Source organism: Thalassospira lucentensis MCCC 1A00383 = DSM 14000, from assembly GCF_000421265.1.
In the GTDB taxonomy this organism is placed as follows: domain Bacteria; phylum Pseudomonadota; class Alphaproteobacteria; order Rhodospirillales; family Thalassospiraceae; genus Thalassospira; species Thalassospira lucentensis.
The window spans coordinates 256,747-278,434 of sequence record NZ_ATWN01000001.1 but is presented as its reverse complement, the minus strand read 5'-3'; the positions used below and the strand labels follow the sequence as shown (position 1 = coordinate 278,434).

The window sequence follows — 21,688 nt, the reverse complement described above, 5'->3', positions numbered from 1 at the left end:
CACCATGATGTGCCCCTAAAGATATAGGTTGCAACCGGTCAGATCGGCAACTCTTCACCATCAGACGGTTTGAACCCGATCACTTCAAGCAAGGAACGGACTTCCTGACGGGCGGCCATGTGCGACATGCTCATCGGGATACCCACACCCTTTTCGCGCAGATCTAGAAGGGTCAACCCTTTGAGGAACAATTCACGATAAATTACACGTTCGCCAAAGCCCGGTGCCGGACGGAACCGAATGCGCCCTGCGAGCTTTTCAACAATTTCCGCAATATCGCGTTTGTTGCGCGCATCAAGATGTGAAAGACGGTTGCGCATAACGATCCAGTCAATGGTCCCACCGTCAATACCAGCACGACGTTTACGGGCATCCCAGACCATTTCGGCATAGATGCTTGGCCCCTTGATATCCAATGTATCCGGATCAATCCGTGCAAGCATATCAAGGTCGATAAAACTGTCATTGATAGGTGTAATCAACGTATCGGCACAGGCATGCGCAAGACGTGACAGGTAATTGTCACTGCCCGGGCAATCCATCACGACAAAGTTGCATCCGACAACCATCTCGCCCAAGGCGCTGGTAAACCGGTCGCGCTCATCAAGTTTGGCCTCGTTACCATCGGAAACTTCGCTGCGATAAATCGGGCGATGTTCGGGCGTGGGCAGTTTCAAACCTTTTTTGGCATTGAACGCTGTGCGGTTCTCGATATAGCGGGTCAATGTTCCCTGACGCGCATCGATATCAAGTGATCCGACCGTAAAGCCCATTTTCATCAGGGAAACGATCAAATGCATCGCTGTTGTCGATTTGCCCGATCCCCCTTTTTCATTGCCGATAACAATTACATGGGCGCGGTTGGACTGCGGTTGTTTATCCGTCGCAGTCTGCTGGCCTGCGCTGTCCCCGCCTGCGCTGGTCTCTTGCACCGTCATGGCTGTTTGCTCCGTTATTCAGGCATCTTAATATTGTCCCCAAGTCCAGTCTTCCCAAAGAGCCACTTTGTCCCCAAAAATCAAGGATAAAAGAAACCTGTCAGCATGACATCCTTGGACTGGTCGTCAGCACAAAACTCATTCACATCATCGCACGCATCGTCTGGATATCTTGAGGAAATGCTTTGCATACCCATCTTAACCGGTGAAACACCCTGTTGTTAGTACTTTTGCTTGTATTTCACGGTCATACCGGCTGTCGATGCAATCACATCAATGAGTCTTGACCCTAGCCAACTTAACAACACAAAGGTAAAGATAAGGGTAGCGCAAAACATAGATGCGCCTGAAAAACATCTTGAAAGGACGCAAAGTGCAGTATCGGGCGGCTTTGATTGGCGGCGTTTTGGGCGGCTTTCTGATCGCAACCATGCAATGTGCATCGGCACAGCAAATTGGTGGTTTTGAACAGATTCCCGAAGATCAGAGCCCGATGGAATTTGCGTCAAAAACGGATGGGAAAAACGTCTTCCTGCGCCAGTACCGTGACAACAGCACCGTCTTTGTCGGTCGCTGGTTTGCTCCGCGCACGGCAGAAGAACCACCACAATCGGCAAGTGACCTGTATTTGGAAACCGTCTTCACCACATCTTCTGCCGGTTTCACGTTTAGTACGGCCATGGCCCCGAACCAGCTTTTAGACATGTTTGATTCACTCAAATCCGGAAGCAAGGTTAATGGAGCCAGTTTCACGCAAGAAACCCGGATTGGTCCGATTTCGATGGTGCCGTTTGCGCGCAGCCAATCACAATGCATTTCCTTTGTCGGACAATGGAATCCGCAAATCCAAACCCAGCGTGGCAGCCGTATTCTTGGCTATTACTGTACACCAATGATGCAGCAGGCCGTGACAGGTCCACTCACCCAATCCACACCAATCAGCATGATTGATGCCCAGGAGTTTGCTGCGGGCTTTATGAACCGGTTCACAGTGCAAATCCCCGACAATGTCGCCAAGCCTGCGGTGGCGGTAGCCCCCCCTGCACAGCAACCCGAAGGATCGGTCACCACCCCGCCGGAAGATGGCATTCCAATCACCACCAATTGGCAAGGTGCACGGGGTGTTGGGACCTTGAAATTTGATCAGCCATCGGGCGAAGGTACGATGATTGTTGATGACGATCAGCGTCATTGCGAGGGCATCTGGCGCCATGAAGGCGGCGCGTATCAAACCGGCACCCTGCCATTTGGCAGCTGGTATGTTTATTGTAATGACGGCAGCTTCGCGCGCGGAAATTACACCAGCGAGGGCCCGGCATCGGTCACCGGTGACGGTCAAGACAACAATGGACAGGCGGTTTATTTTCGCCAGCAAAACCAGGGTTAAGTTAGGCTACGGTCGCCCCACCCATATCGTATCGCCCCAAAGAAGAATTACCCAATATGACCACAGATATTCAAACCATTGTCATTGGCGCCGGTGTTGTTGGGCTGGCCTGTGCCCGCTCTCTCGCCCGTGCAGGCCGTGAAGTCCTGATCCTCGAGCGCCACGATGCCATCGGTACGGAAACCAGCGCACGCAACAGCGAAGTCATTCACGCCGGGATCTATTATCCGAAAGGAAGCCTGAAAGCACAGCTGTGCGTCGAAGGACGCGACCTTTTATATCGCTACTGCGCCGAAAACGGCATCGACCACAAACGCACAGGAAAATTGATCGTCGCCACGAAAGATGATCAGATTGATGCCCTGCGCAGCATTGAAAAAAAGGCGCAAGAAAACGGGGTTAATGACCTTGTCTGGCTGAGCAAGGCCGAAACCCTTAATCGTGAACCGGCCCTGAAATGCGTTGGCGCACTGCACAGCCCATCGACCGGCATTGTCGATTCTCATCAGTTGATGGTCACCCTTTTGGGGGATGCGGAAAATCACCGTGCGACACTGGCGTTAAATACTGATGTGATTTCGGTCAATCACGATACGGGTGTCTATACGGTCAATACCCGTGATGCTGACGGCGAAGAAATGAGCCTGACCTGCGCCGAACTGATTGTTGCAGGCGGATTGCACAGCCAGACGCTAGGGCGTAATTTTACCGGCATGAACAAAAACACTGTTCCCGCACAGCATTACGCGCGCGGCTGTTATTTTACTCTGTCGGGCAAGGCGCCATTTTCAACCTTGATCTACCCTGCCCCGGAACAAGCCGGGCTTGGCATTCATCTTACCCTTGATATGGGAGGACAGGCGCGCTTTGGCCCAGACGTCACGTGGGTTGATGCGCCGAACTACGACGTACCGGAAGAACGGCGCCACGATTTTGCCGAAGCCATCCATAAATATTATCCTGATCTTGAAGAAAACGCCCTTCAGGCAGGTTACGCAGGCGTGCGGCCGAAAATTCAGGCCCCGGATGAAGCAGCCCATGACTTCATGATTGCCGATGTAAAATCGCACGGCCTTAATGGTCTTGTAATGCTCTATGGTATTGAATCGCCGGGATTGACCGCATCGCTTGCAATTGGCGCATTGGTCTGTGACCGCATAACGCGCCAGAGCGACATACGTGTCGCATCCGGATGGTCGCCCTGCGACGGCCTAAAATGCCAAACCACGACGCGTCAGACGCGATAAATATCTGATAGTAGATACGAGAAGCAAAAATGGGCAAGGAACGCCAGATGACGGCACAAAACAGCAAGGATGTCCAAAACAGATCAGCAATGCATCCTGCTGACAAAGGAGTGTCACGGCGCCGGTTCATTGAAGGCAGTATAGCAGGATTGGGCGCAGCACTGGTCTCAAATACCCCGTTACTGGCTCAGGCGCAGCAGCTCGAACCCTTTACGCCCGTCCCCAACAGCTTAAGCGCGCCAAATACCCAAGGCGCGCAGAACAACAAACCGAAAATTGATTTCACGGAAAGCATGCGCGATTACGTGGTCGATCTCAGTCGCTGGGCCAAGGGATATCGCAGTGACTTCTCGATCATCGCGATGAATGCACTTGAACTGACCGAGTTTCTTGAAACAACGCTATTTGCCACGCGCGGCACCGCTGAACCCGCAAGAGATTATCTGCGTGCACTTGATGGCATGCTTATCGAAGCCCCGTTTTACGGCTATGACAAATATGGCGAGCCGACCAATACCGAGGAAACCAAATATATTCTTGGTTATCTCGAACGCTTGAAACTTGAAGGCCTTCAATATCTGTTGGTTGATTACACCAATAAGGTCGACGACATGCAAAAGGCACGTCAACAAGTAAGCGGCCTTGATGCCCTGTATTACGCGGCTCCACCGCCGGGCATGCAACTGTCATCTCTGGCATCGGTACCGCGCACGCCAATCGGGTCCAATCCACACATTATCGACAACATCAGGTCGGCTAAAAATTTTGCCATGGTGCTCGACAGTTCACCTTATGGCACCAAGACGGCCTATCTTGATGCCTTGACCGCAACCAATTACGACACGTTGATCATTGATCCGTTCCACCGCGGTACCATCTCGCTGACCTATGAGGACATGAAACGTCTGCGGTATAAAAGGGTTGGAACACCGCGCACCATCATGGCCTATATCAATGTCGCGACAGCCGAGACATATCGTTATTACTGGCAAAGCAACTGGCGCGCCGGATCGCCTGATTTCATCAGCGAAGGCAACATGATGGCCCGCTGGGGACAGGAACATCACGTTCATTACTGGTCACCTGAATGGCAACGCCTGATTTTCGGGAGCGAAGGCAGCTATCTTGGCGGAATCATGAAACTTGGCTTTGATGGTGTGGTGCTTGGTGGGCTTGGTGAATATGCCTGGTGGCAGGATTACTGATCACAATCACCTGAACTGTCCTTAAAAGCGCGACGGCATTTGACGCGCCCGGTTGCGTTGGGCACTGTTGCATACAGTTAAGAACACATGCTGCAAGCACAGCAAAAGGAGGCCAACTTGCCCGATCCAATCATTCATTATTTCTTTGTTCAGTCCCCATGGTCGTTTTTCGGATTCCGCCCGGCAGTTGAAATTGCCAGAAAACACGGCGTGGGAATCATCCATAAACCATGCCGGGCGGCGGATGTATGGGAACATGGCGGAGGCGTGCCATTGGCAAAGCGCCCCAAAGCCCGGCAGGAATACCGGATGGCAGAACTTAAACGCTGGTCAGCACATCTGGGCATTCCAATTAACCTGCAACCGAAATTCTTTCCCGTTGATGAGACACTGGCCGCACGGACCATCATTGCCGTGCAGGATGACGGTAAAGATGCGTCCGCATTGATTGAGACGTTGATGGGAGATGTCTGGCTGCACGAACGCGATATCGCAGAACCGCAAACCGTGCGCGATGCCCTGATCAAATGTGACCTGTCGGCCGAGTATCTGGAAAATGCCGATTTGCCCGCCATTGCCGGAATTTATGACGCCAACTGTCAAGCCGCACGAGATCACAATATATTTGGTGTCCCAAGCTATGTGGTCGGCTCCGAGCTGTTTTGGGGCCAGGACCGGCTTGACTTTGTGGACCGCGCCCTATCTTAGGCTGGCATCCGCTTGCCCCACCACTCCTTAAAAAAAACAAACCGGGCGGGAAAAACATCCCGCCCGGTTTGTATATGGCCTTTACCGGCCAGAATTCATCTTCCCCTCAGGCAAGGCGTTTGACGTGATCGACAACAAACCCATCTGATGACGGATAGGTGTTTTCGATCATGGCAAGAGCCTTACCCTCGTTGCTTGCGGCAACTTCGTGGATTTGCACGTCGGCCCAGCGATCATCAAAGATTTCGTGGGAACGGTTCTCTTTGACGCATTCGCGAACGGCCTGATTGTGCAGTTCAACCTCGAATACGGTCTGGCGATGGTCTGTGAACGCAGACATTTCCGCCGATCTCCTTACTTTTTTGTCCGGCGGCGCCGCCCAGACGCCGTCGTGTCCTGAACTGGGAATCTCAACCACAAGATACCCAACCATCACTCTACGTTTCGTACCTTAACGAGCCGTAAATTATCCGGTTGTTTTGCATTTCAACACAAATCGATCCGGTTTCAAGTCCCAATTTGTCATAGCGGCATCACCTCAAACGCCAGCAACAGTGCGTTTCAGTATTTATCCCGTCAAATGTGCCACTTGAGAAAAGAAAACGCCAAAATATGGGGCTGATACCCGCAGGGGTGCTGTTTCACACCGATGGGAAATCGACAAAAAAGAATCATTTTTTCGGGGGTTTTCACATGAAACGCCCTTTGCTTGCGATTGTGCGGCGCACACTTCACGCAATAATATTTCAAAGCCGTTCTGCAGAGATCATAAAATTCCATCGACGATCACCATACCCAACCGAAACGATCTTTTTTCAATCTTGTCTGAATTTAAAATTGATCAAAGGACCAATGCATCAAACATACAAGGATAAGCAAGCCCGTCTTGTACCAGAACAAACATGCTGCCAGGAGGCTGCCGAGGATGAACGTTTTTTCCGATACCGCATTTGACGGCCACGAACAGGTTGTTTTTGCCAGTGACACCGCCAGCGGATTGAAAACCATTATCGCCGTTCACAATACCAATCTTGGGCCATCGCTTGGTGGATGCCGAATGTGGCCCTATGCCAGTGAACAGGAAGCCATCCACGATGCGCTGCGCCTGTCGCGCGGCATGACGTATAAGTCGGCCCTTGCAAACTTGCCCCTTGGTGGTGGCAAGTCCGTCATCATCGGTGATCCACGCAGCCAGAAAACACCTGAACTGTTCCGTGCCATGGGCCGTGCCGTCGAACAGGTTGGCGGTCGTTATATTGTTGCCGAAGATGTCGGCACCAGCCCGGCAGATATGGAACAGATCGCCAGTCAGACAGAACATGTCGGCGGGATCAGCGATGGCAAAGACCCGGCCCGTACCGGAGACCCGTCACCCTTTACCGCCTACGGTGTATTCATCGGACTGAAAGAAGCCGCGCGGTTTAAAAACGGGCACGATGACCTGACGGGCATGCGCGTTGCTGTTCAGGGGCTTGGCCATGTCGGCTATCATTTGTGTCAGATGCTTTATGATGCCGGTGCAAAACTTGTGGTCGCCGATCTTAATCAGGCCAGTGTAACCAAGGCGGTTGATGAATTTGGCGCCATCGCGGTTTCAGTTGAGAGCATCCTGTCTGTGGATGCCGATATCCTTGCTCCTTGTGCATTGGGGGGCGTGATCAATGATCGAACCCTTGAAAAACTTCACGTCGGGATCATTGCCGGGGCAGCCAACAACCAGCTTGAACACGCACGTCATGGTAACATGCTGCGCGAAGCAGGCATTTTGTATGCCCCTGATTACGTCATTAATGCTGGCGGTGTTGTTGAGGTCCATTATTGCCGTGAAGGCAAACCGTTGAGCGACACCAACAAACACATCGAAGGCATCGGTGCGACCGTGCGCGAGATCTTTGACCGCGCCAAACTGCAAAACCTATCGACCAGTTTCGTTGCTGACCGGCTGGCCGAAGAACGGTTTGGTCTGCGCCAACTCGCAGCATGATCGCCCCTATCATGCAGACATGAACCCAAAACGACAAAAGGCGAGGCCTATAACGGCTCCGCCTTTTTTGCATTCAGATGTAGATTTGGAAAACGGCCTTTGCAGCGTTATTCCGCGGCTATCGGCTCGTAGTTTGCTGTAACTGCTGCAGCATCATCGCAATCGCAATTGCCGCAGGTGTTTGAGCTAATCAGTTCTGCCCGCATATGACAGGCGCATTTACCGCATTGCGGCGCACAGCCATGAAAACGGAACACCTCAGCCGGACGCGTCGCACCGCCTTCTTCGGCAGCTCGTCTAACGTCTTTTTCTCTAAGCGCATTACAAACGCAAACATACATGGTGCAAATGCAATCAGTTATTAGTTACAGAACCAAATCTGTACGGTAAATGCGAATAGTTTTCAAACACTTTTAATGCGCCACGGACAAAAAAATTCCCCGCAAACCGCCAGATTTGCAGGGAATTTCAAAAAAAGTTGTTTAATCAGAAGGAGATCAGGCAAGCGTGATATGGCTAACTACGCGTTTAACGCCTTTGATGCGACGCACGATCGAAAGCACTTTTTGCAATTCCGGATCGGTCTGCGCCTCGCCCATGATGTAAACAACATTATTTACCGACTGCCAGCGGTAGTTCACCGAACTGACGCCTTTTTCAGCCAATAACAAGGCTTTGATCTGGCCTTCAATCCAGACATCGGACACGGTTTGGGTGGCCGAATCGGTTGGGACGGCATTTTTGCCATACTCGTCTTCAGCCGCGCGATAGGCCTCAATGGAATCGGCATCGGCAATCTCAAGGTGATCATGAACTGTTTTGATGCGGTTATCCTGTTTGATCAGGGACATCACGTCATAATATTTTCCTTTTGAGTCGACCATGCCGGTGACCATGACCTCCTGCTTCCAGATGTCGACATTCACATCCATCAGATAGGTGTGGTCGACTTTGGAAAACTCGCCAAGGATACCGGATTTAATCTGGGTATCGAGCCACTGATCATTGCCTGTGCGGTCTTCGAGCGGCATCTGTAATGGCCCACAGGCAGCAATGGGAGCCGCCAACAGCACACATACCGAAACCGTTTTGACAACACTCCGCCAGCCTCGGGAAACCTGAATCATTTCGGTACTCCTTTTATACCCATTGGGCATGTTCAATTATTATTCGGACAGTCGAACGTTCATGCTGCCATTCTAATCCTTACCAGATGAACGCCGCATGGCGTGTTCTGTTCCGAGCTGTATCTATTGCAGTGAATTTTGACGAAAAAAAGCCCTAAACAGTTTTAAACCGGGCCACATTAGCGAAAAGTTGATGAGCAACAAAAAATGGACCGGGAATTTCTTCCCGATCCATTATATCGATACATCAATCAGGCAGGCGTATTACCAGAATGTCTGGCACCTGCCAAATGAGCCTAGTCATCCCTCGTCCATCGACATCAGGGACGCGTTGCCCCCAGCAGCCGTGGTGTTAATCGTGATGGTTTTTTCCGTTGCGAAACGGTGCATGAACGCCTGATCTGGCAGTGCGCCGTCATCTTCCGCACCGCTATCAGAAATCAACGACAGGATCGCACCATCGCGCTTTGCCAGCAGTTGCTTGAACGATGTCACACGATCAAGCGACGCCACGCACGAAACACCGGCAATATCACCATCATACATAGCGCCAAGGCCTGTATTTGCACTGACCACAGTCAGAATCTTTTTCGGCATGCCCGCGGCAAATGCAAGGCTCGGAAGGTCGGCAAACCATTTCTGATCGCCAGCCAGAATAACTGCATTGCCCGCAGCAAGTGCCGCCCCCAAATGACGGATCACGCGGGCTGGGTCAGCATCCTTGTCTGCCTGTACCAGATAAACGCCGCGACCAAGGCAATACAGATCGTTGGTTTCACCGGTTGGACCGGGCATCCGTTTTGGTGCCACAAATCCATTTTCCGAAAGAGCCGCAAAATCAGCAATGTGGTCGGCACCAGAAACCAATTCGTCTTTTGAAGAGTCACTTAGTTTTGACGCCAGTTTTTCAAGGATGCGAACTCGTTCATTGCCATCGAAAAACTGCCACTCTTCCTGTGCTGACAGCATGTCGGCGTATTGGGTTTTGGACAGGACATCTTTGACGATGATCGGTGAACGGTCATCGTGGATGTCCGCATTCTGTGTGCTGCTTGCCGTCGCAACTGGCTTGGCAAACCGCTCGACATAATGCGGGCCGCCCGCCTTAGGACCGGTACCTGATTTGCCCTGCCCGCCAAACGGCTGAACACCGACAACTGCACCGATCTGATTTCGGTTCACATAGCAGTTACCAACCCGCAGCTTGTGCGAGATTTCACGCACCGTACTGTCGATGCGTGAATGAATGCCAAGGGTCAGCCCATAACCAGACGCGTTGATCTGATCAAGAACCTTACCAAGATCACGCGCCTTAAAGCGGACAACGTGAACAACCGGACCAAAGACTTCGCGTTCAAGCACATCAATCGACGGGATTTCAAAGCAATGCGGGGCAAAGAATGTGCCGTCCTTGCATTCAGGCAGCACATCACAGGCATGAAGCAATTTGGCTTCCTTCTTCATGCGCGCAGCATGTTTTTCAAGAGTTTTACACGATTTCTCGTCAATCACCGGCCCGACATCGATATCAAGGAATTTCGGATCGCCGACCCGAAGTTCCTTCATCGCGCCGACCAGCATATGACAAAGTTTGTCGGCAATGTCTTCTTGCACAAACAAAACACGCAAAGCCGAACACCGTTGACCAGCGGACTGGAAACCTGAAATCACCGCATCCTGAACCACCTGCTCTGGCAATGCGGTCGAGTCAACGATCATCGCGTTCTGACCACCGGTTTCGGCAATCAGCGGCAATGGAACACCCGGACGTTTTGCCAGTGCCTGATTGATCAATTGTGCGGTCTCGGTCGAGCCGGTAAAGGCCACACCGGCAATACGCGGATCATTGATCAACTGATTGCCGATCACACGCCCCGGTCCCGGCACCAGTTGGAAGGCAGAGCCCGGAACACCGGCCTCAAGGATCAGTTCGGCGGCACGCGCCGCTACAAGCGACGTCTGCTCGGCCGGTTTGGCAATAACCGCATTCCCCGCGGCAAGGGCTGCGGTCACCTGACCCAAGAAGATCGCAAGCGGGAAATTCCATGGACTAATGCAGACAAATACCCCACGGCCTTCAAGTGGACCACCTTCGCGGAAGGTTTCTTCGGCACGGTTGGCATAGTAACGACAGAAATCAACAGCTTCACGAACTTCGGCAACACCGTCCGAATAAAGCTTGCCCGCTTCGCGCTGACAAATGGCAATGAACTCGTCCATATGATCTTCAAGCAGATCACCAAGACGCCGCAATGCGACAGCACGATCCGCACCAGACGTTGCATTCCACGCTTGATAGCCCTTAACGGCGGCAACAATAGCCGCCTCAACATCGGCCTCGGTCGCCTGAACAAGGTCACCGACCTTTTCGCCAAGTTTGGCCGGGTTCATGACATCAATTGGCGTTCCCGAAACCAGCTTGCCATCAATCAGTGGTGCTGCGTTCCAGGTTTTGCCCTGCATCGCGGCGAGCTTTTCATTCAGAGGCAGAAGCTTGTTGGTATCGGTTAGATCAATACCGCGTGAATTCACACGCCCTGCACCATAAAGATCAACCGGTGCCGGAATCTTCGGATGGGCTTTCCGCGGAAGGGCCGCCATCTTTTCAACCGGATCAGCGATCATTTCCTCGATTGGCAGTTGTTCGTCCTGAATACGGTTCACAAAGCTTGTATTGGCACCGTTTTCCAAAAGACGCCGCACCAGATAAGCCAAAAGGTCTTCGTGGCTGCCAACCGGGGCATAGATGCGGCAAGGTACATTTTCACCCGCCTTATCAACGATCTGCTCATAAAGGGCCTCGCCCATGCCGTGCAGACGCTGGAATTCGAACGCGCGATCGTTGCCCGCCATCTCAAGGATGGAGGCAACCGTATGCGCATTGTGGCTGGCGAACTGGCAATAAAATGCATCGCGGCGCGACAGCATCAATTTCGCACAGGCCAGATAGGAAACGTCTGTTGATGCCTTACGGGTAAAGCACGGATAACCGTCAAAGCCGTTTTCCTGACTGAATTTAACCTCGGTGTCCCAATAGGCCCCTTTGACAAGACGCACCATCATCTTGCGGCCGACCTTGGTCGACAGATCGGCAAGCCATTCAAGCACATGATAAGCGCGCTTCTGATAGGCCTGAACCGCAAGCCCATATCCTTCCCATCCGCTTAGGTCGGGATCGGCAAACACATCGCCGATGACGTCAAGCGACAGATCAAGGCGATTGGCCTCTTCGGCATCGACAGTGAAACCGATGTCATATTTCTTGGCCAGAAGGGCAAGTTGCTTAAGACGCGGGGTCAGCTCGGTGACAACCCGTTCGTAATTGGCAAAATCATAGCGCGGATGAATGGCCGACAACTTGACCGAGATGCCCGGACTGTTGATCGGACCACGGCCTTTGGCAACGCGGCCAATATCGTGAATGGCATCTTCGTATGCCTTGTAATAGCGATCAGCGTCTTCCATCGTGCGGGCAGCCTCGCCCAACATGTCATAGGAATAGCGATAGCCTTTTTCTTCGTTCGCCTTGGCGCGCACGGATGCTTCGTCAATCGTGCGGCCCATGACGAACTGGCGGCCCATAATGCGCATGGCATGGTTGAATGCCTTCCGGATAACTGGTTCACCAGACCGTCCGATCATACGTTTGAGCAACCGACCCGGATCGGCTTTTTCCGCCTTGCCAAATTTGATGACCTTCCCGGTCAGCATCAAGCCCCAAGTGGAGGCATTAACAAAGAAACTGTCAGAATGACCAAGGTGGCTCTGCCAGTTGGCATCAAACAGTTTGTCCTGAATAAGTTTGTCAGCAGTAACCGCATCGGGAACGCGCAACAGGGCCTCTGCAAGGCACATCAAAATGACGCCTTCCTTGCTCGACAGCTCATACTCGTGAAGCAGCGCATCAATCCCGCTTTTGCCGTTATCGGCCTTACGGACACGTGCGACCAATTGATAGGCGCGGTCCTGAACGCGGGCGGTTTGCTCGGGCGACAACCGGGCTGCTTCTATCAGGCGTGCGACGGCTTCTTCCTCGTCGGCGCGATAGGCGTTGCGAATTTCAGTACGAATATCGTTTGGTTGGGGCAACTCTGCACGAAACATTTTGTCTTTTTTCTCCCTGCGGTTCACTTGCAGCCTGTCAGAAGATAAATGCAGCGATTTCGTCTTCAGACCCTGATGACACCTCTATAACGACCGAGAATAATATTCTATCTGAAAAATGTGCTGCCATTTTTACAAAAAATACGATATATCATCCATCAGTTTCCTTATTGAATAGTCACAAACACTGGTTAGAAAGCCAAAATGCAGAAGAATCAAAAAAATCTCGACAAAATTGACACACAGATCCTTCGCGAGCTGCAAAATGATGGGCGCATGTCGAATGTCGAATTGTCGCGCCGCGTTAACCTGAGCCCGACACCGTGCCTTGAACGTGTCCGGCGTCTTGAGCAACAAGGCTTTATTACCGGCTATATGGCGACCATTGATCCGCGCAAGTTGAACCAGTCACTGGTTGTATTTGTCGAAATCACACTTGATCGCACGACCCCGGATGTCTTTGACGTCTTTGCCGCTGCGATCCGCAAACTGCCCGAAATAGAAGAATGCCATATGGTTGCTGGCGGCTTTGACTATCTCGCCAAACTTCGGGTTGAAGACATGTATGCTTATCGTGAATTCCTCGAACGTCTGTCTTCGGTTCAGGGAGTCAGCCAGACTCATACATATGTTGTGATGGAAGAAGTAAAAGTCCGCCCCGGTATCGTAATCCCCTAAGCATCTGTTTTTTAATTGCTTTGTATTGGTTCAATGGCGCACAATCAGGTTCGGTCCAAATGGGCACAAGACCTGTACGGCCCGGCTTTTGCCAAATGACAATTAAGAACAATCAGGTGCAGGAAACATGTCGGAAGTCCGGTTTTACTTCGATTTCTCATCACCGTATGGCTACCTCGCTGCCGAGCGTATGGAAGAATTCGAATCGCGTGTCGGGGTAAAAGTCATCTGGCGCCCTTTTATGATTGGTGCCGCCTTTAAACAAACCGGACAAAGCCCTCTTCTTGAGCAACCCATTCGTGGCGACTATTTCCGCCATGACATGGAACGCTGCGCACGGGCACAAAACACCCCGTTCTGCATTCCCCAAAACTTCCCATACTCGGCCCTGATGCCAACACGCGCCTTCTACTGGCTTGAATCGCGATCTCCCGCATTGGCGCGTAAATTTGCCAAGGATATCTATCGCGGCTATTTCGCCGATGGACTGGATATGTCTAACCCGGAAAACGTTCTGGCCGCCGCCACACGCCACTCGATCAATCCGGGCGAAATGCGTGCTGCTGTCGAAGAACAGCGCTGGAAAAGTCACACCCGCGACATCACAGACGAAGCAATCGAAATGGGCGCGTTCGGATCACCGTTCTTTTTCTATGAAGGCGAACCGTTCTTTGGCAATGACCGGATAGATCAGCTTGAGCAGTGGATTAAACTGCACAAATCCCGAAACGACAGCTAATCTTCACATGCTTTCTTAATAAGCCTCATGAGACGGATGAACCGGACCTAACTTCACGACCCTCAGGGCATTGACAACGGTCGGCAAAAGCCAAAATCGTCCCTTGTCGCAACAGTCACAAACAGCTGAAAACCTAGACTTCAAGCCAAAATCATTGTATATAGACAATTCCGGTACTAAAATACCTATTTAATATTGACGCTTACGTAAGCTTCCCCCATAACAACACCCAGAACGTCATTCAACTCGGGCGCAAAACCCGCAACAAAATGGTGTAATTGGACAATGACGGTACTGAAATCTGCGGTAAATTCCCGTTCGGAAGAATTCCGCACCAATGCCGAACATATGGAACAACTGGTTGAAGACCTGCGTGATCAAATATCGCAGGTCAAACTGGGCGGCGGTGAACGGGCACGCGACCGGCATACGGGACGCGGCAAGCTGCTACCGCGTGAACGCATTCGCCAGTTGCTTGATGTCGGCTCCCCGTTTCTGGAACTATCGCAACTGGCCGCACACGGCATGTATGGTGACGAAGATGTGCCTGCGGCAGGCATCATTACCGGAATTGGGCGCGTATCGGGTGTTGAATGCGTGATTGTTGCCAATGATGCGACGGTCAAGGGTGGATCGTACTATCCCATGACCGTAAAGAAGCATCTTCGCGCGCAGGAAATCGCGCTGGAAAACAATTTGCCGTGTATTTATCTGGTCGATAGTGGTGGGGCCAACCTGCCCCGTCAGGATGACGTTTTTCCCGATCGCGACCATTTCGGGCGGATTTTCTTTAATCAGGCCACCATGTCATCCAAGGCCATCCCGCAAATCGCGGTTGTCATGGGCTCCTGCACCGCGGGCGGTGCCTATGTCCCGGCGATGTCAGATGAAAGCATCATAGTCCGCAAGCAGGGCACGATCTTTTTGGGCGGACCTCCGCTGGTGAAGGCCGCCACAGGCGAAGTTGTCTCGGCTGAGGATCTGGGCGGTGCGGATGTGCATTGCAAAACATCTGGCGTTACGGATCATTACGCACAGGATGACAGCCACGCATTGTCGATTGCGCGCAATATCGTCAAAAACCTGAACTGGCACAAGAACCCCGGCCTGACATTGACCGAACCGCGCGCACCGGCATACGATCCGCGCGAAATTTACGGCGTTGTCCCAACCGACACCAAGAAACCCTATGACGTGCGCGAAATCATTGCCCGCATCGTTGACGGGTCCGAGTTTGACGAGTTCAAGGCGCAATACGGCACCACGCTGGTCACCGGCTTTGCCCGTATTTTTGGATACCCGGTTGGCATCATCGCAAATAACGGCATTCTGTTTTCCGAAAGTGCGCTTAAGGGCGCGCATTTCATCGAACTGTGCGCACAACGCGGCATTCCATTGGTATTCCTGCAAAACATCACCGGTTTTATGATTGGCCGCAAGTATGAAGCCGGCGGCATTGCAAAGGATGGGGCCAAACTTGTCACCGCCGTTGCCACCGCCAATGTTCCAAAATTCACCGTTCTGATTGGCGGCTCATTTGGCGCAGGCAACTATGGCATGTGTGGCCGCGCCTACAGCCCGCGTTTCTTGTGGATGTGGCCCAATGCCCGCATCTCGGTCATGGGCGGCGAACAGGCAGCAAATGTTTTGACCCAAATTCGCAGCGATGCAGCGGAAAAACGCGGCGAAACATGGCTCGAGTCCGAACAGGAAGCCTTCAAAGGCCCGATCCGTGATCAATACGAAGCACAGGGGCACCCCTATTATGCATCGGCCCGCCTTTGGGATGATGGCGTGATTGATCCAGCCGATACCCGCATGGTTCTTGGCCTTGGCCTTTCAGCAGCACTCAACAAACCGGTCGAAGACACCCGGTTTGGCGTGTTTAGAATGTGAGGCCAGCATGACCAATGTAAACACCAACAACATTGATGATGCAGCCATCTGTGAAATTGCCGATACCGGCGTTGCACGCATCACCCTGAACCGCCCGGACATCCACAATGCGTTTGACGACGCACTGATTGCTGAGCTGACCGCAAAGATCGAAACACTTGACGCCGATCCGGCTGTACGTGTCGTGATCCTGACCGGTGCTGGCAAAAGCTTTTCAGCCGGGGCAGACCTTAACTGGATGAAGCGCATGGCGACATACAGCCACGCGGAGAACCTTGACGATTCACGTGCATTGGCAAAGCTGATGAAGGTTTTGAACTTCACCTCAAAGCCCACCATCGCACTGGTCAACGGGGCTGCCTTTGGCGGCGGGGTTGGCTTAGCTGCGTGTTGCGATATTGTGATCGCATCTGATCGCGCAAGTTTCTGTTTGTCCGAAGTCAAACTCGGTCTGATCCCGGCGGTGATTTCGCCCTATGTCGTTGAGGCCATCGGGGTTAATCAGGCGCGGCGATACTTCCTGACGGCGGAGCGATTTAATGCCCAAACCGCCAAGGACATCGGACTGGTGCACGAAGTGGTACCAGGTGATGACCTGACGGCGCGTGGCGATGAGATGGCGCAGATCCTGCTGGCGAATGGGCCACAGGCGATGCATGCCGCCAAAAACCTGATTTACGCCGTTGCCAACACACCGATTTCTGATGCCGTGATTGACGACACCGCCCATCGCATTGCCGATCAGCGCGCCAGCGACGAGGGCCGCGAAGGTGTCGGTGCCTTTCTGGAAAAACGTCCCGCGAACTGGAGCAAGAAATAACATGCCGCGCAAAATTCTGATCGCCAATCGCGGTGAGATCGCCTGTCGTGTGATCAAAACCGCCCGTCGCATGGGCATCCAGACCGTTGCCGTTTATTCCGATGCAGATTCCAATGCATTGCACGTTAAGTCTGCCGATGAGGCGTATCATATCGGTGCCCCTGCCCCCAAAGACAGTTACCTTCGCACCGATCGGTTGCTTGACGTGATCGCGCAATCTGGGGCCGATGCCGTGCATCCGGGCTATGGTTTTTTATCGGAAAATGCCGGATTTGCCGACGCGCTTGAAAAAGCTGGCTGTGTCTTTGTCGGCCCACCGGCAAGTGCCATCCGTGCGATGGGATCAAAATCCGAAGCCAAGAAAATCATGGGCAAGGCTGGCGTGCCGCTTGTGACGGGGTATCACGGGGCGGATCAGGACCCTGATTTCCTTGCGGCTGAGGCCGAAAAGATCGGTTATCCGGTTTTGATCAAGGCATCGGCGGGTGGTGGTGGCAAAGGCATGCGCGCGGTTGAAACGGCTGCTGATTTCAAAGATGCCCTGATCAGCTGTAAACGCGAAGCACAAAGCAGCTTTGGCGATGACCATTGCCTGATTGAAAAGCTGATTGTCACCCCGCGTCACGTTGAAATTCAGGTCTTTGCTGATAGCCACGGCAATGCGGTATATCTGTTTGAACGCGACTGTTCGCTGCAACGTCGCCATCAAAAGGTGATCGAAGAAGCCCCTGCACCCAATATGGGCGAAGAATTACGCGCACAAATGGGCAAGGCCGCCGTCGATGCCGCCAAGGCAATTGGCTATCAGGGGGCGGGTACGGTTGAATTCCTGCTTGATGCTTCGGGTGCGTTTTACTTCATGGAAATGAACACCCGCCTTCAGGTCGAACATCCCGTGACCGAAAAAATCACCGGCGAAGACCTTGTGGAATGGCAATTACGCGTTGCCGATGGCGAGCGTCTTCCAAAATCACAGGACGAACTGACCATCAACGGGCATGCGTTCGAAGTTCGTATCTATGCCGAAGACCCGCAGAACGATTTCCTGCCCGCCACCGGAAAACTGGTCCATATGCGCATGCCGCGTGAAAGCGATCATGTCCGTGTGGATACCGGCGTCTATGAAGGCGGCGAAGTCTCAATCCATTATGACCCGATGATCGCCAAGCTGATCACATGGGATGTGGACCGCACATCGGCCCTGCGCCGCATGGCATCCGCCTTAAATGATGTGCAGATCGTCGGGGTTACCACCAATACCGGTTTCCTTGGCAACATCGCCCGACATCCGGCGTTTGAGCGCGGTGAAGTCGAAACCGGCTTCATCCCGATGTATCACGACGACCTGATCCCGGCCCCAACGACACCGGATAACGAGGCCCTGGCCTTTGCCGCCCTTGATGTGCTGCGGGCCCGTGATGCTGAGGCGGCCCGTTTTGCGGCCCAAAGTAACGATCCCTATTCCCCGTGGCACAGCACGGCGGGTTTCCGGCTGAATGATGACAATCATCATGATTTGATATTGCGCCATGATAGTGATGATATTGCGGTCAAAGTCCACTACCGTGATCTTGGCTATGTCATGGATATGCCCGATGGTAGCGCTATCATCGCCAGCGCCGAACATGATCAGGACGGAGCCATTCATGCCAGCCTGAACAATGTGCGCAAACGCGCCACCGTGCTGCGTGATGGCAATCGTCTGACGATTTTCCGCGATGGTCGCACCGACCGGCTGGAAATATTCGACCCACTGGCCGCCGCCGGTGCAGCCGAAGGGACTGGTGGTGGCTTAACCGCCCCGATGCCCGGCAAGATTATTGCCGTCATGGCAAAGGCCGGACAAGCTGTGACGGCGGGCGACAAGCTTGTGGTCATGGAAGCCATGAAAATGGAACACACGATTTCAGCCCCGGTTACCGGCTCCGTCAAAGAGGTGTTCTTTGACGTTGGCGATCAGGTCGCCGATGGTGCGGAACTGATCGCGATTGAGGAGGCCGAATAATGGCCCTTCTTTCCGGTTTACCCACCAACGTTAAAATCGTTGAAGTCGGCCCGCGCGATGGACTTCAGAACGAAAAGACGATGGTTGCGACCGCCACCAAGGTCGAACTGATCAATCGCCTGAATGATGCAGGACTGTCGGTGATCGAGGCCACCGCCTTTGTCAGCCCGAAATGGGTCCCGCAAATGGCCGATGCGTCCGAGGTCATGGCAAAGATCACCCGTAAATCCGGCGTGACCTATCCCGTTTTGACCCCAAATACCAAGGGGCTTGAGGCCGCCATTACCGCGGGCGCGACCGAGGTCGCCGTTTTTGGTGCGGCATCGGAAAGTTTCTCGCAAAAAAACATCAATTGTTCGATTGCCGAAAGTCTGGATCGTTTCCGTCCGTTGGTTATTGCCGCCCGCGATGCGGGTCTTTCTGTACGTGGTTATGTATCCTGTGTTCTTGGCTGCCCGTATGAAGGCGATATCGCGCCAGAAAAAGTCGCCGAGGTCGCCAAGGCGCTTTATGACATGGGATGTTATGAAATCAGTCTGGGTGACACCATTGGCACCGGCACCCCGGCCAAGGCGCAGACGATGATTTCTGCGGTTACCGAACATATCCCAATTGAAAAAATCGCTGCCCATTTCCACGATACCTATGGTCAGGCACTTGCCAACCTTCTTGCAGTTCTGGAATTGGGGGTGGCAACGGTTGACAGTTCGGTCGCCGGATTAGGCGGCTGTCCCTATGCCAAAGGTGCTAGTGGCAATGTAGCGACCGAAGACGTTGTTTATATGCTAAACGGCCTTGGCATCAAAACCGGTATTGATCTTGAAAAGCTTGCCGCGACAGGCAGCTGGATTTGTGATCAAATCGGACGATCAAGCGCATCAAAGGCCAATCTGGCGATTGGGGCAAAGCGCAGCACGAACGAGGGATAGCGCATGAAGGGTCCGTCACCATACAGCTTCCGACGGGCCATCCCCAGCGACCTTTCCATGATCCGCCGCTGGCTTTATTTGCCGGAAGTCATCCGCTGGTGGGGCGATCCTGTCGAGCAGATCGAAATCATCACCGAGGACATTGAACTGGCCGAAATGGCAACGCTGATTGTGTCGTATCGCAATCGGCCATTTGCGTTTGTTCAGCATTACGACGCCCATCAATGGCCACAGGACCATTTCGAAAATCTTCCGGCGGGCACCCGCTGTATGGATAGCTTTATCGGGGTGTCGGCCATGATGGGGTGCGGGCATGGTCAGATGTTCTTATCAATCCTCATACAAATGATATTTGAGCGTGGCGCGCCCATGATCGCCATTGATCCCGATCCAAAAAATGAGCGCGCCATTCGCTGTTATGAGGCAATCGGTTTTATCGGACATCGTGAATATGACACCAGTCAAGGCCCCTGCCTTTTGATGACGTTTGATCCCAAAAAGCAGGGATAGAAAACCGTTCGCCGTGCATTTTTATTACACTTAAACCTCCGATCTGGAGCGCGGTTTGACTGAGTGTTCTCTTGCAGGTGGAATTGGGCGGCAGGCAAGTCGGTAACATACGATGCCTGTGCCAAGGCCAAACAGTACGACTCCCGCGATCTGACCATACAAAACGCCCGACGCGCCAAAATACAAGCTGCCCAGCCAAACCAGCGGGATCACCCCCAGTAATTCCTTGGTCAAATCAGCAACCATGGCAAGATTGGGCCGCCCGGTGACGTTAAAGAACGTATGCGATGAATATTGCAGGCCCAGAAACATATAAAGCGGCGCGATCATGGTACAGAACACCGCAAGCAATGCCGATGTTTCCGGCGTCGCATGAAAAAGTGCTGCCAACTGGTCTGACAAAAGATACAAGATCGTGGAAACGATCAGTCCATAGGCAATGATCAGCCCCCAAACCGTGTGCCAAAGGGCGCGAATGCGCGCAGATTTTCCGGCCGCAAAGTTCTGCCCAATGATCGGGCCAATCGCCTGTGGCAGCGCCATATAGCCAACGAAGGCAAACGGGGCGATACGTTCAATAATCGCCATGGCCGCCACGGCGTCCGCCCCAAACTGCGCCATGGAGGCCATGATGAAGCCGCTTGCAATGGGCGGGCCCATTTTGGCAAGACCGACCGGCACTGTGACCTTGGCAATTTCGCCAATATCCTCTCGAAAAAGCGCCCTATCAAACCGGCCCAGCATTGGATGCACGCGATACACCCCATAAAAAGCAATCGCCATGATGGTGATGCGCGACAGGACAGTCGCCCATGCCGCCCCCTCAACACCCCAGCCAAACCCGAAAATAAAAATTGGATCAAGCACGGCGTTCACAGTCGCTCCGACGATCTTGGCCCACATTGAGAGCTGCCTTGCGCCAATGGCACGCAGAAGTGCGCCTGATGACATGCTAAGAACAAGGACAGGTAGGCACAGCATGACGATCTGTAGATAGCTTGTGCCAAGTTCATGGGCGCGCCCGGTCGCCCCCAAAAGCGACAACATATAGGGGGCCGACAACCAAAGCACGACTGTCATCGCAGCCGAAATACCACCGCCGAAAACCAGAATGTGGGTTGCAAATATCTTTGCACGGTCACGATCCCCGCGTCCCTCAGCGCGGGATACAAGGGCCGTCATCGCCGTTGAGATGCCAAGCGAAACCGCCAGAGTAAAAAATATCAACGGCCAGGCAAAACCAAGTCCTGCGACAACATCAACGTCATCAAGAAAACTTAGGAACAGCAGATCAAGCGCATCAACCAACACCAGTGCCACCAGCGCAAACATGCTGGTGTGTGCCATACTGAAAATATGGCGCAACATCGAACCACTGACGAAATATTGCGGTTGCAAGGCCATCTTACGC

18 protein-coding genes are annotated in these 21,688 nt (G+C 53.0%); 12 read left to right on the top strand and 6 right to left on the bottom strand.

Annotated features, from left to right (window positions below):
• Positions 1-38: 38 nt before the first annotated feature.
• Positions 39-938 carry a division plane positioning ATPase MipZ gene (locus tag K355_RS0101310; RefSeq protein WP_022730308.1) on the bottom strand — a complete coding sequence of 300 codons (900 nt, stop codon included), beginning with the start codon at positions 936-938 and terminating at the stop codon, positions 39-41.
• Between the two features lie 358 nt (positions 939-1,296).
• On the opposite strand from K355_RS0101310, the gene K355_RS0101305 reads away from it, so the two are divergent.
• The 4 genes from K355_RS0101305 to K355_RS0101290 all read left to right on the top strand — a co-directional run bounded on the left by K355_RS0101305 (position 1,297) and on the right by K355_RS0101290 (position 5,485).
• Positions 1,297-2,325 (top strand): hypothetical protein, encoded by a 1,029-nt coding sequence (locus tag K355_RS0101305; RefSeq protein ID WP_028791199.1) that lies wholly within the window; start codon positions 1,297-1,299, stop codon positions 2,323-2,325.
• Between the two features lie 56 nt (positions 2,326-2,381).
• A complete protein-coding gene (locus tag K355_RS22845) occupies positions 2,382-3,572 on the top strand; it encodes an NAD(P)/FAD-dependent oxidoreductase (protein WP_022730306.1) in 1,191 nt (396 codons plus the stop codon).
• A 29-nt stretch (positions 3,573-3,601) separates the two neighbouring features.
• Positions 3,602-4,777 (top strand): hypothetical protein, encoded by a 1,176-nt coding sequence (locus tag K355_RS0101295; protein ID WP_022730305.1) that lies wholly within the window; start codon positions 3,602-3,604, stop codon positions 4,775-4,777.
• A gap of 117 nt (positions 4,778-4,894) precedes the next feature.
• Positions 4,895-5,485 carry a 2-hydroxychromene-2-carboxylate isomerase gene (locus K355_RS0101290; protein ID WP_081649449.1) on the top strand — a complete coding sequence of 197 codons (591 nt, stop codon included), beginning with the start codon at positions 4,895-4,897 and terminating at the stop codon, positions 5,483-5,485.
• 106 nt (positions 5,486-5,591) lie between these two features.
• Here the strand turns inward: K355_RS0101290 and K355_RS0101285 are convergent, their stop codons facing one another.
• On the bottom strand, positions 5,592-5,825 hold the full coding sequence (locus K355_RS0101285; protein ID WP_022730303.1) for a hypothetical protein: 234 nt from the start codon (positions 5,823-5,825) through the stop codon (positions 5,592-5,594).
• A 585-nt stretch (positions 5,826-6,410) separates the two neighbouring features.
• On the opposite strand from K355_RS0101285, the gene K355_RS0101275 reads away from it, so the two are divergent.
• Positions 6,411-7,469 carry a Glu/Leu/Phe/Val dehydrogenase dimerization domain-containing protein gene (locus K355_RS0101275; RefSeq protein WP_022730301.1) on the top strand — a complete coding sequence of 353 codons (1,059 nt, stop codon included), beginning with the start codon at positions 6,411-6,413 and terminating at the stop codon, positions 7,467-7,469.
• Between the two features lie 107 nt (positions 7,470-7,576).
• Here the strand turns inward: K355_RS0101275 and K355_RS25315 are convergent, their stop codons facing one another.
• The 3 genes from K355_RS25315 to putA form a co-directional block, all read right to left on the bottom strand.
• The gene (locus K355_RS25315) at positions 7,577-7,810 is read right to left on the bottom strand and encodes a (2Fe-2S)-binding protein (protein ID WP_081649435.1); all 234 of its coding nucleotides are present in this window, start codon (positions 7,808-7,810) and stop codon (positions 7,577-7,579) included.
• Between the two features lie 156 nt (positions 7,811-7,966).
• A complete protein-coding gene (locus K355_RS0101270; protein ID WP_022730300.1) occupies positions 7,967-8,596 on the bottom strand; it encodes a BON domain-containing protein in 630 nt (209 codons plus the stop codon).
• Between the two features lie 300 nt (positions 8,597-8,896).
• On the bottom strand, positions 8,897-12,700 hold the full coding sequence (gene putA / locus K355_RS0101265; protein ID WP_022730299.1) for a bifunctional proline dehydrogenase/L-glutamate gamma-semialdehyde dehydrogenase PutA: 3,804 nt from the start codon (positions 12,698-12,700) through the stop codon (positions 8,897-8,899).
• A gap of 204 nt (positions 12,701-12,904) precedes the next feature.
• Here putA and K355_RS0101260 point away from each other — a divergent pair, with 204 nt between their 5' ends.
• The 7 genes from K355_RS0101260 to K355_RS0101230 all read left to right on the top strand — a co-directional run bounded on the left by K355_RS0101260 (position 12,905) and on the right by K355_RS0101230 (position 20,277).
• On the top strand, positions 12,905-13,378 hold the full coding sequence (locus K355_RS0101260) for an Lrp/AsnC ligand binding domain-containing protein (RefSeq protein WP_022730298.1): 474 nt from the start codon (positions 12,905-12,907) through the stop codon (positions 13,376-13,378).
• Between the two features lie 127 nt (positions 13,379-13,505).
• Positions 13,506-14,117, top strand: a complete 612-nt coding sequence (locus K355_RS0101255) for a 2-hydroxychromene-2-carboxylate isomerase (protein ID WP_022730297.1) — start codon at positions 13,506-13,508, stop codon at positions 14,115-14,117.
• A gap of 285 nt (positions 14,118-14,402) precedes the next feature.
• Positions 14,403-16,013, top strand: a complete 1,611-nt coding sequence (locus K355_RS0101250) for a carboxyl transferase domain-containing protein (RefSeq protein WP_022730296.1) — start codon at positions 14,403-14,405, stop codon at positions 16,011-16,013.
• A 7-nt stretch (positions 16,014-16,020) separates the two neighbouring features.
• A complete protein-coding gene (locus K355_RS0101245; RefSeq protein WP_022730295.1) occupies positions 16,021-16,833 on the top strand; it encodes an enoyl-CoA hydratase/isomerase family protein in 813 nt (270 codons plus the stop codon).
• Between the two features lies 1 nt (position 16,834).
• Complete coding sequence (locus K355_RS0101240) at positions 16,835-18,838, top strand: acetyl/propionyl/methylcrotonyl-CoA carboxylase subunit alpha (protein WP_022730294.1); 2,004 nt, start codon at positions 16,835-16,837, stop codon at positions 18,836-18,838.
• The gene (locus tag K355_RS0101235; protein ID WP_022730293.1) at positions 18,838-19,767 is read left to right on the top strand and encodes a hydroxymethylglutaryl-CoA lyase; all 930 of its coding nucleotides are present in this window, start codon (positions 18,838-18,840) and stop codon (positions 19,765-19,767) included. The genes K355_RS0101240 and K355_RS0101235 overlap by 1 nt, the downstream gene beginning before the upstream one ends.
• Positions 19,768-19,770: 3 nt before the next feature.
• A complete protein-coding gene (locus tag K355_RS0101230; RefSeq protein WP_022730292.1) occupies positions 19,771-20,277 on the top strand; it encodes a GNAT family N-acetyltransferase in 507 nt (168 codons plus the stop codon).
• A gap of 30 nt (positions 20,278-20,307) precedes the next feature.
• On the opposite strand, the gene K355_RS22840 is transcribed toward K355_RS0101230, so the two are convergent.
• Positions 20,308-21,681 (bottom strand): MATE family efflux transporter, encoded by a 1,374-nt coding sequence (locus tag K355_RS22840; RefSeq protein WP_022730291.1) that lies wholly within the window; start codon positions 21,679-21,681, stop codon positions 20,308-20,310.
• Between the last annotated feature and the right edge of the window lie 7 nt (positions 21,682-21,688).

What these genes read in the sequence shown, in the direction of transcription:
- K355_RS0101250 (WP_022730296.1), top strand. Translation starts at nt 14,403, where the DNA reads ATGACGGTACTGAAATCTGCGGTAAATTCCCGTTCGGAAGAATTCCGC.
- K355_RS0101285 (WP_022730303.1), bottom strand. Translation starts at nt 5,825, where the DNA reads ATGTCTGCGTTCACAGACCATCGCCAGACCGTATTCGAGGTTGAACTG.
- K355_RS25315 (WP_081649435.1), bottom strand. Translation starts at nt 7,810, where the DNA reads ATGTATGTTTGCGTTTGTAATGCGCTTAGAGAAAAAGACGTTAGACGA.
- K355_RS0101310 (WP_022730308.1), bottom strand. Translation starts at nt 938, where the DNA reads ATGACGGTGCAAGAGACCAGCGCAGGCGGGGACAGCGCAGGCCAGCAG.
- K355_RS0101275 (WP_022730301.1), top strand. Translation starts at nt 6,411, where the DNA reads ATGAACGTTTTTTCCGATACCGCATTTGACGGCCACGAACAGGTTGTT.
- K355_RS0101260 (WP_022730298.1), top strand. Translation starts at nt 12,905, where the DNA reads ATGCAGAAGAATCAAAAAAATCTCGACAAAATTGACACACAGATCCTT.
- K355_RS0101255 (WP_022730297.1), top strand. Translation starts at nt 13,506, where the DNA reads ATGTCGGAAGTCCGGTTTTACTTCGATTTCTCATCACCGTATGGCTAC.
- K355_RS0101230 (WP_022730292.1), top strand. Translation starts at nt 19,771, where the DNA reads ATGAAGGGTCCGTCACCATACAGCTTCCGACGGGCCATCCCCAGCGAC.
- K355_RS0101270 (WP_022730300.1), bottom strand. Translation starts at nt 8,596, where the DNA reads ATGATTCAGGTTTCCCGAGGCTGGCGGAGTGTTGTCAAAACGGTTTCG.
- K355_RS0101240 (WP_022730294.1), top strand. Translation starts at nt 16,835, where the DNA reads ATGCCGCGCAAAATTCTGATCGCCAATCGCGGTGAGATCGCCTGTCGT.
- K355_RS0101245 (WP_022730295.1), top strand. Translation starts at nt 16,021, where the DNA reads ATGACCAATGTAAACACCAACAACATTGATGATGCAGCCATCTGTGAA.
- K355_RS0101235 (WP_022730293.1), top strand. Translation starts at nt 18,838, where the DNA reads ATGGCCCTTCTTTCCGGTTTACCCACCAACGTTAAAATCGTTGAAGTC.
- K355_RS0101295 (WP_022730305.1), top strand. Translation starts at nt 3,602, where the DNA reads ATGGGCAAGGAACGCCAGATGACGGCACAAAACAGCAAGGATGTCCAA.
- K355_RS22840 (WP_022730291.1), bottom strand. Translation starts at nt 21,681, where the DNA reads ATGGCCTTGCAACCGCAATATTTCGTCAGTGGTTCGATGTTGCGCCAT.
- K355_RS22845 (WP_022730306.1), top strand. Translation starts at nt 2,382, where the DNA reads ATGACCACAGATATTCAAACCATTGTCATTGGCGCCGGTGTTGTTGGG.
- putA (WP_022730299.1), bottom strand. Translation starts at nt 12,700, where the DNA reads ATGTTTCGTGCAGAGTTGCCCCAACCAAACGATATTCGTACTGAAATT.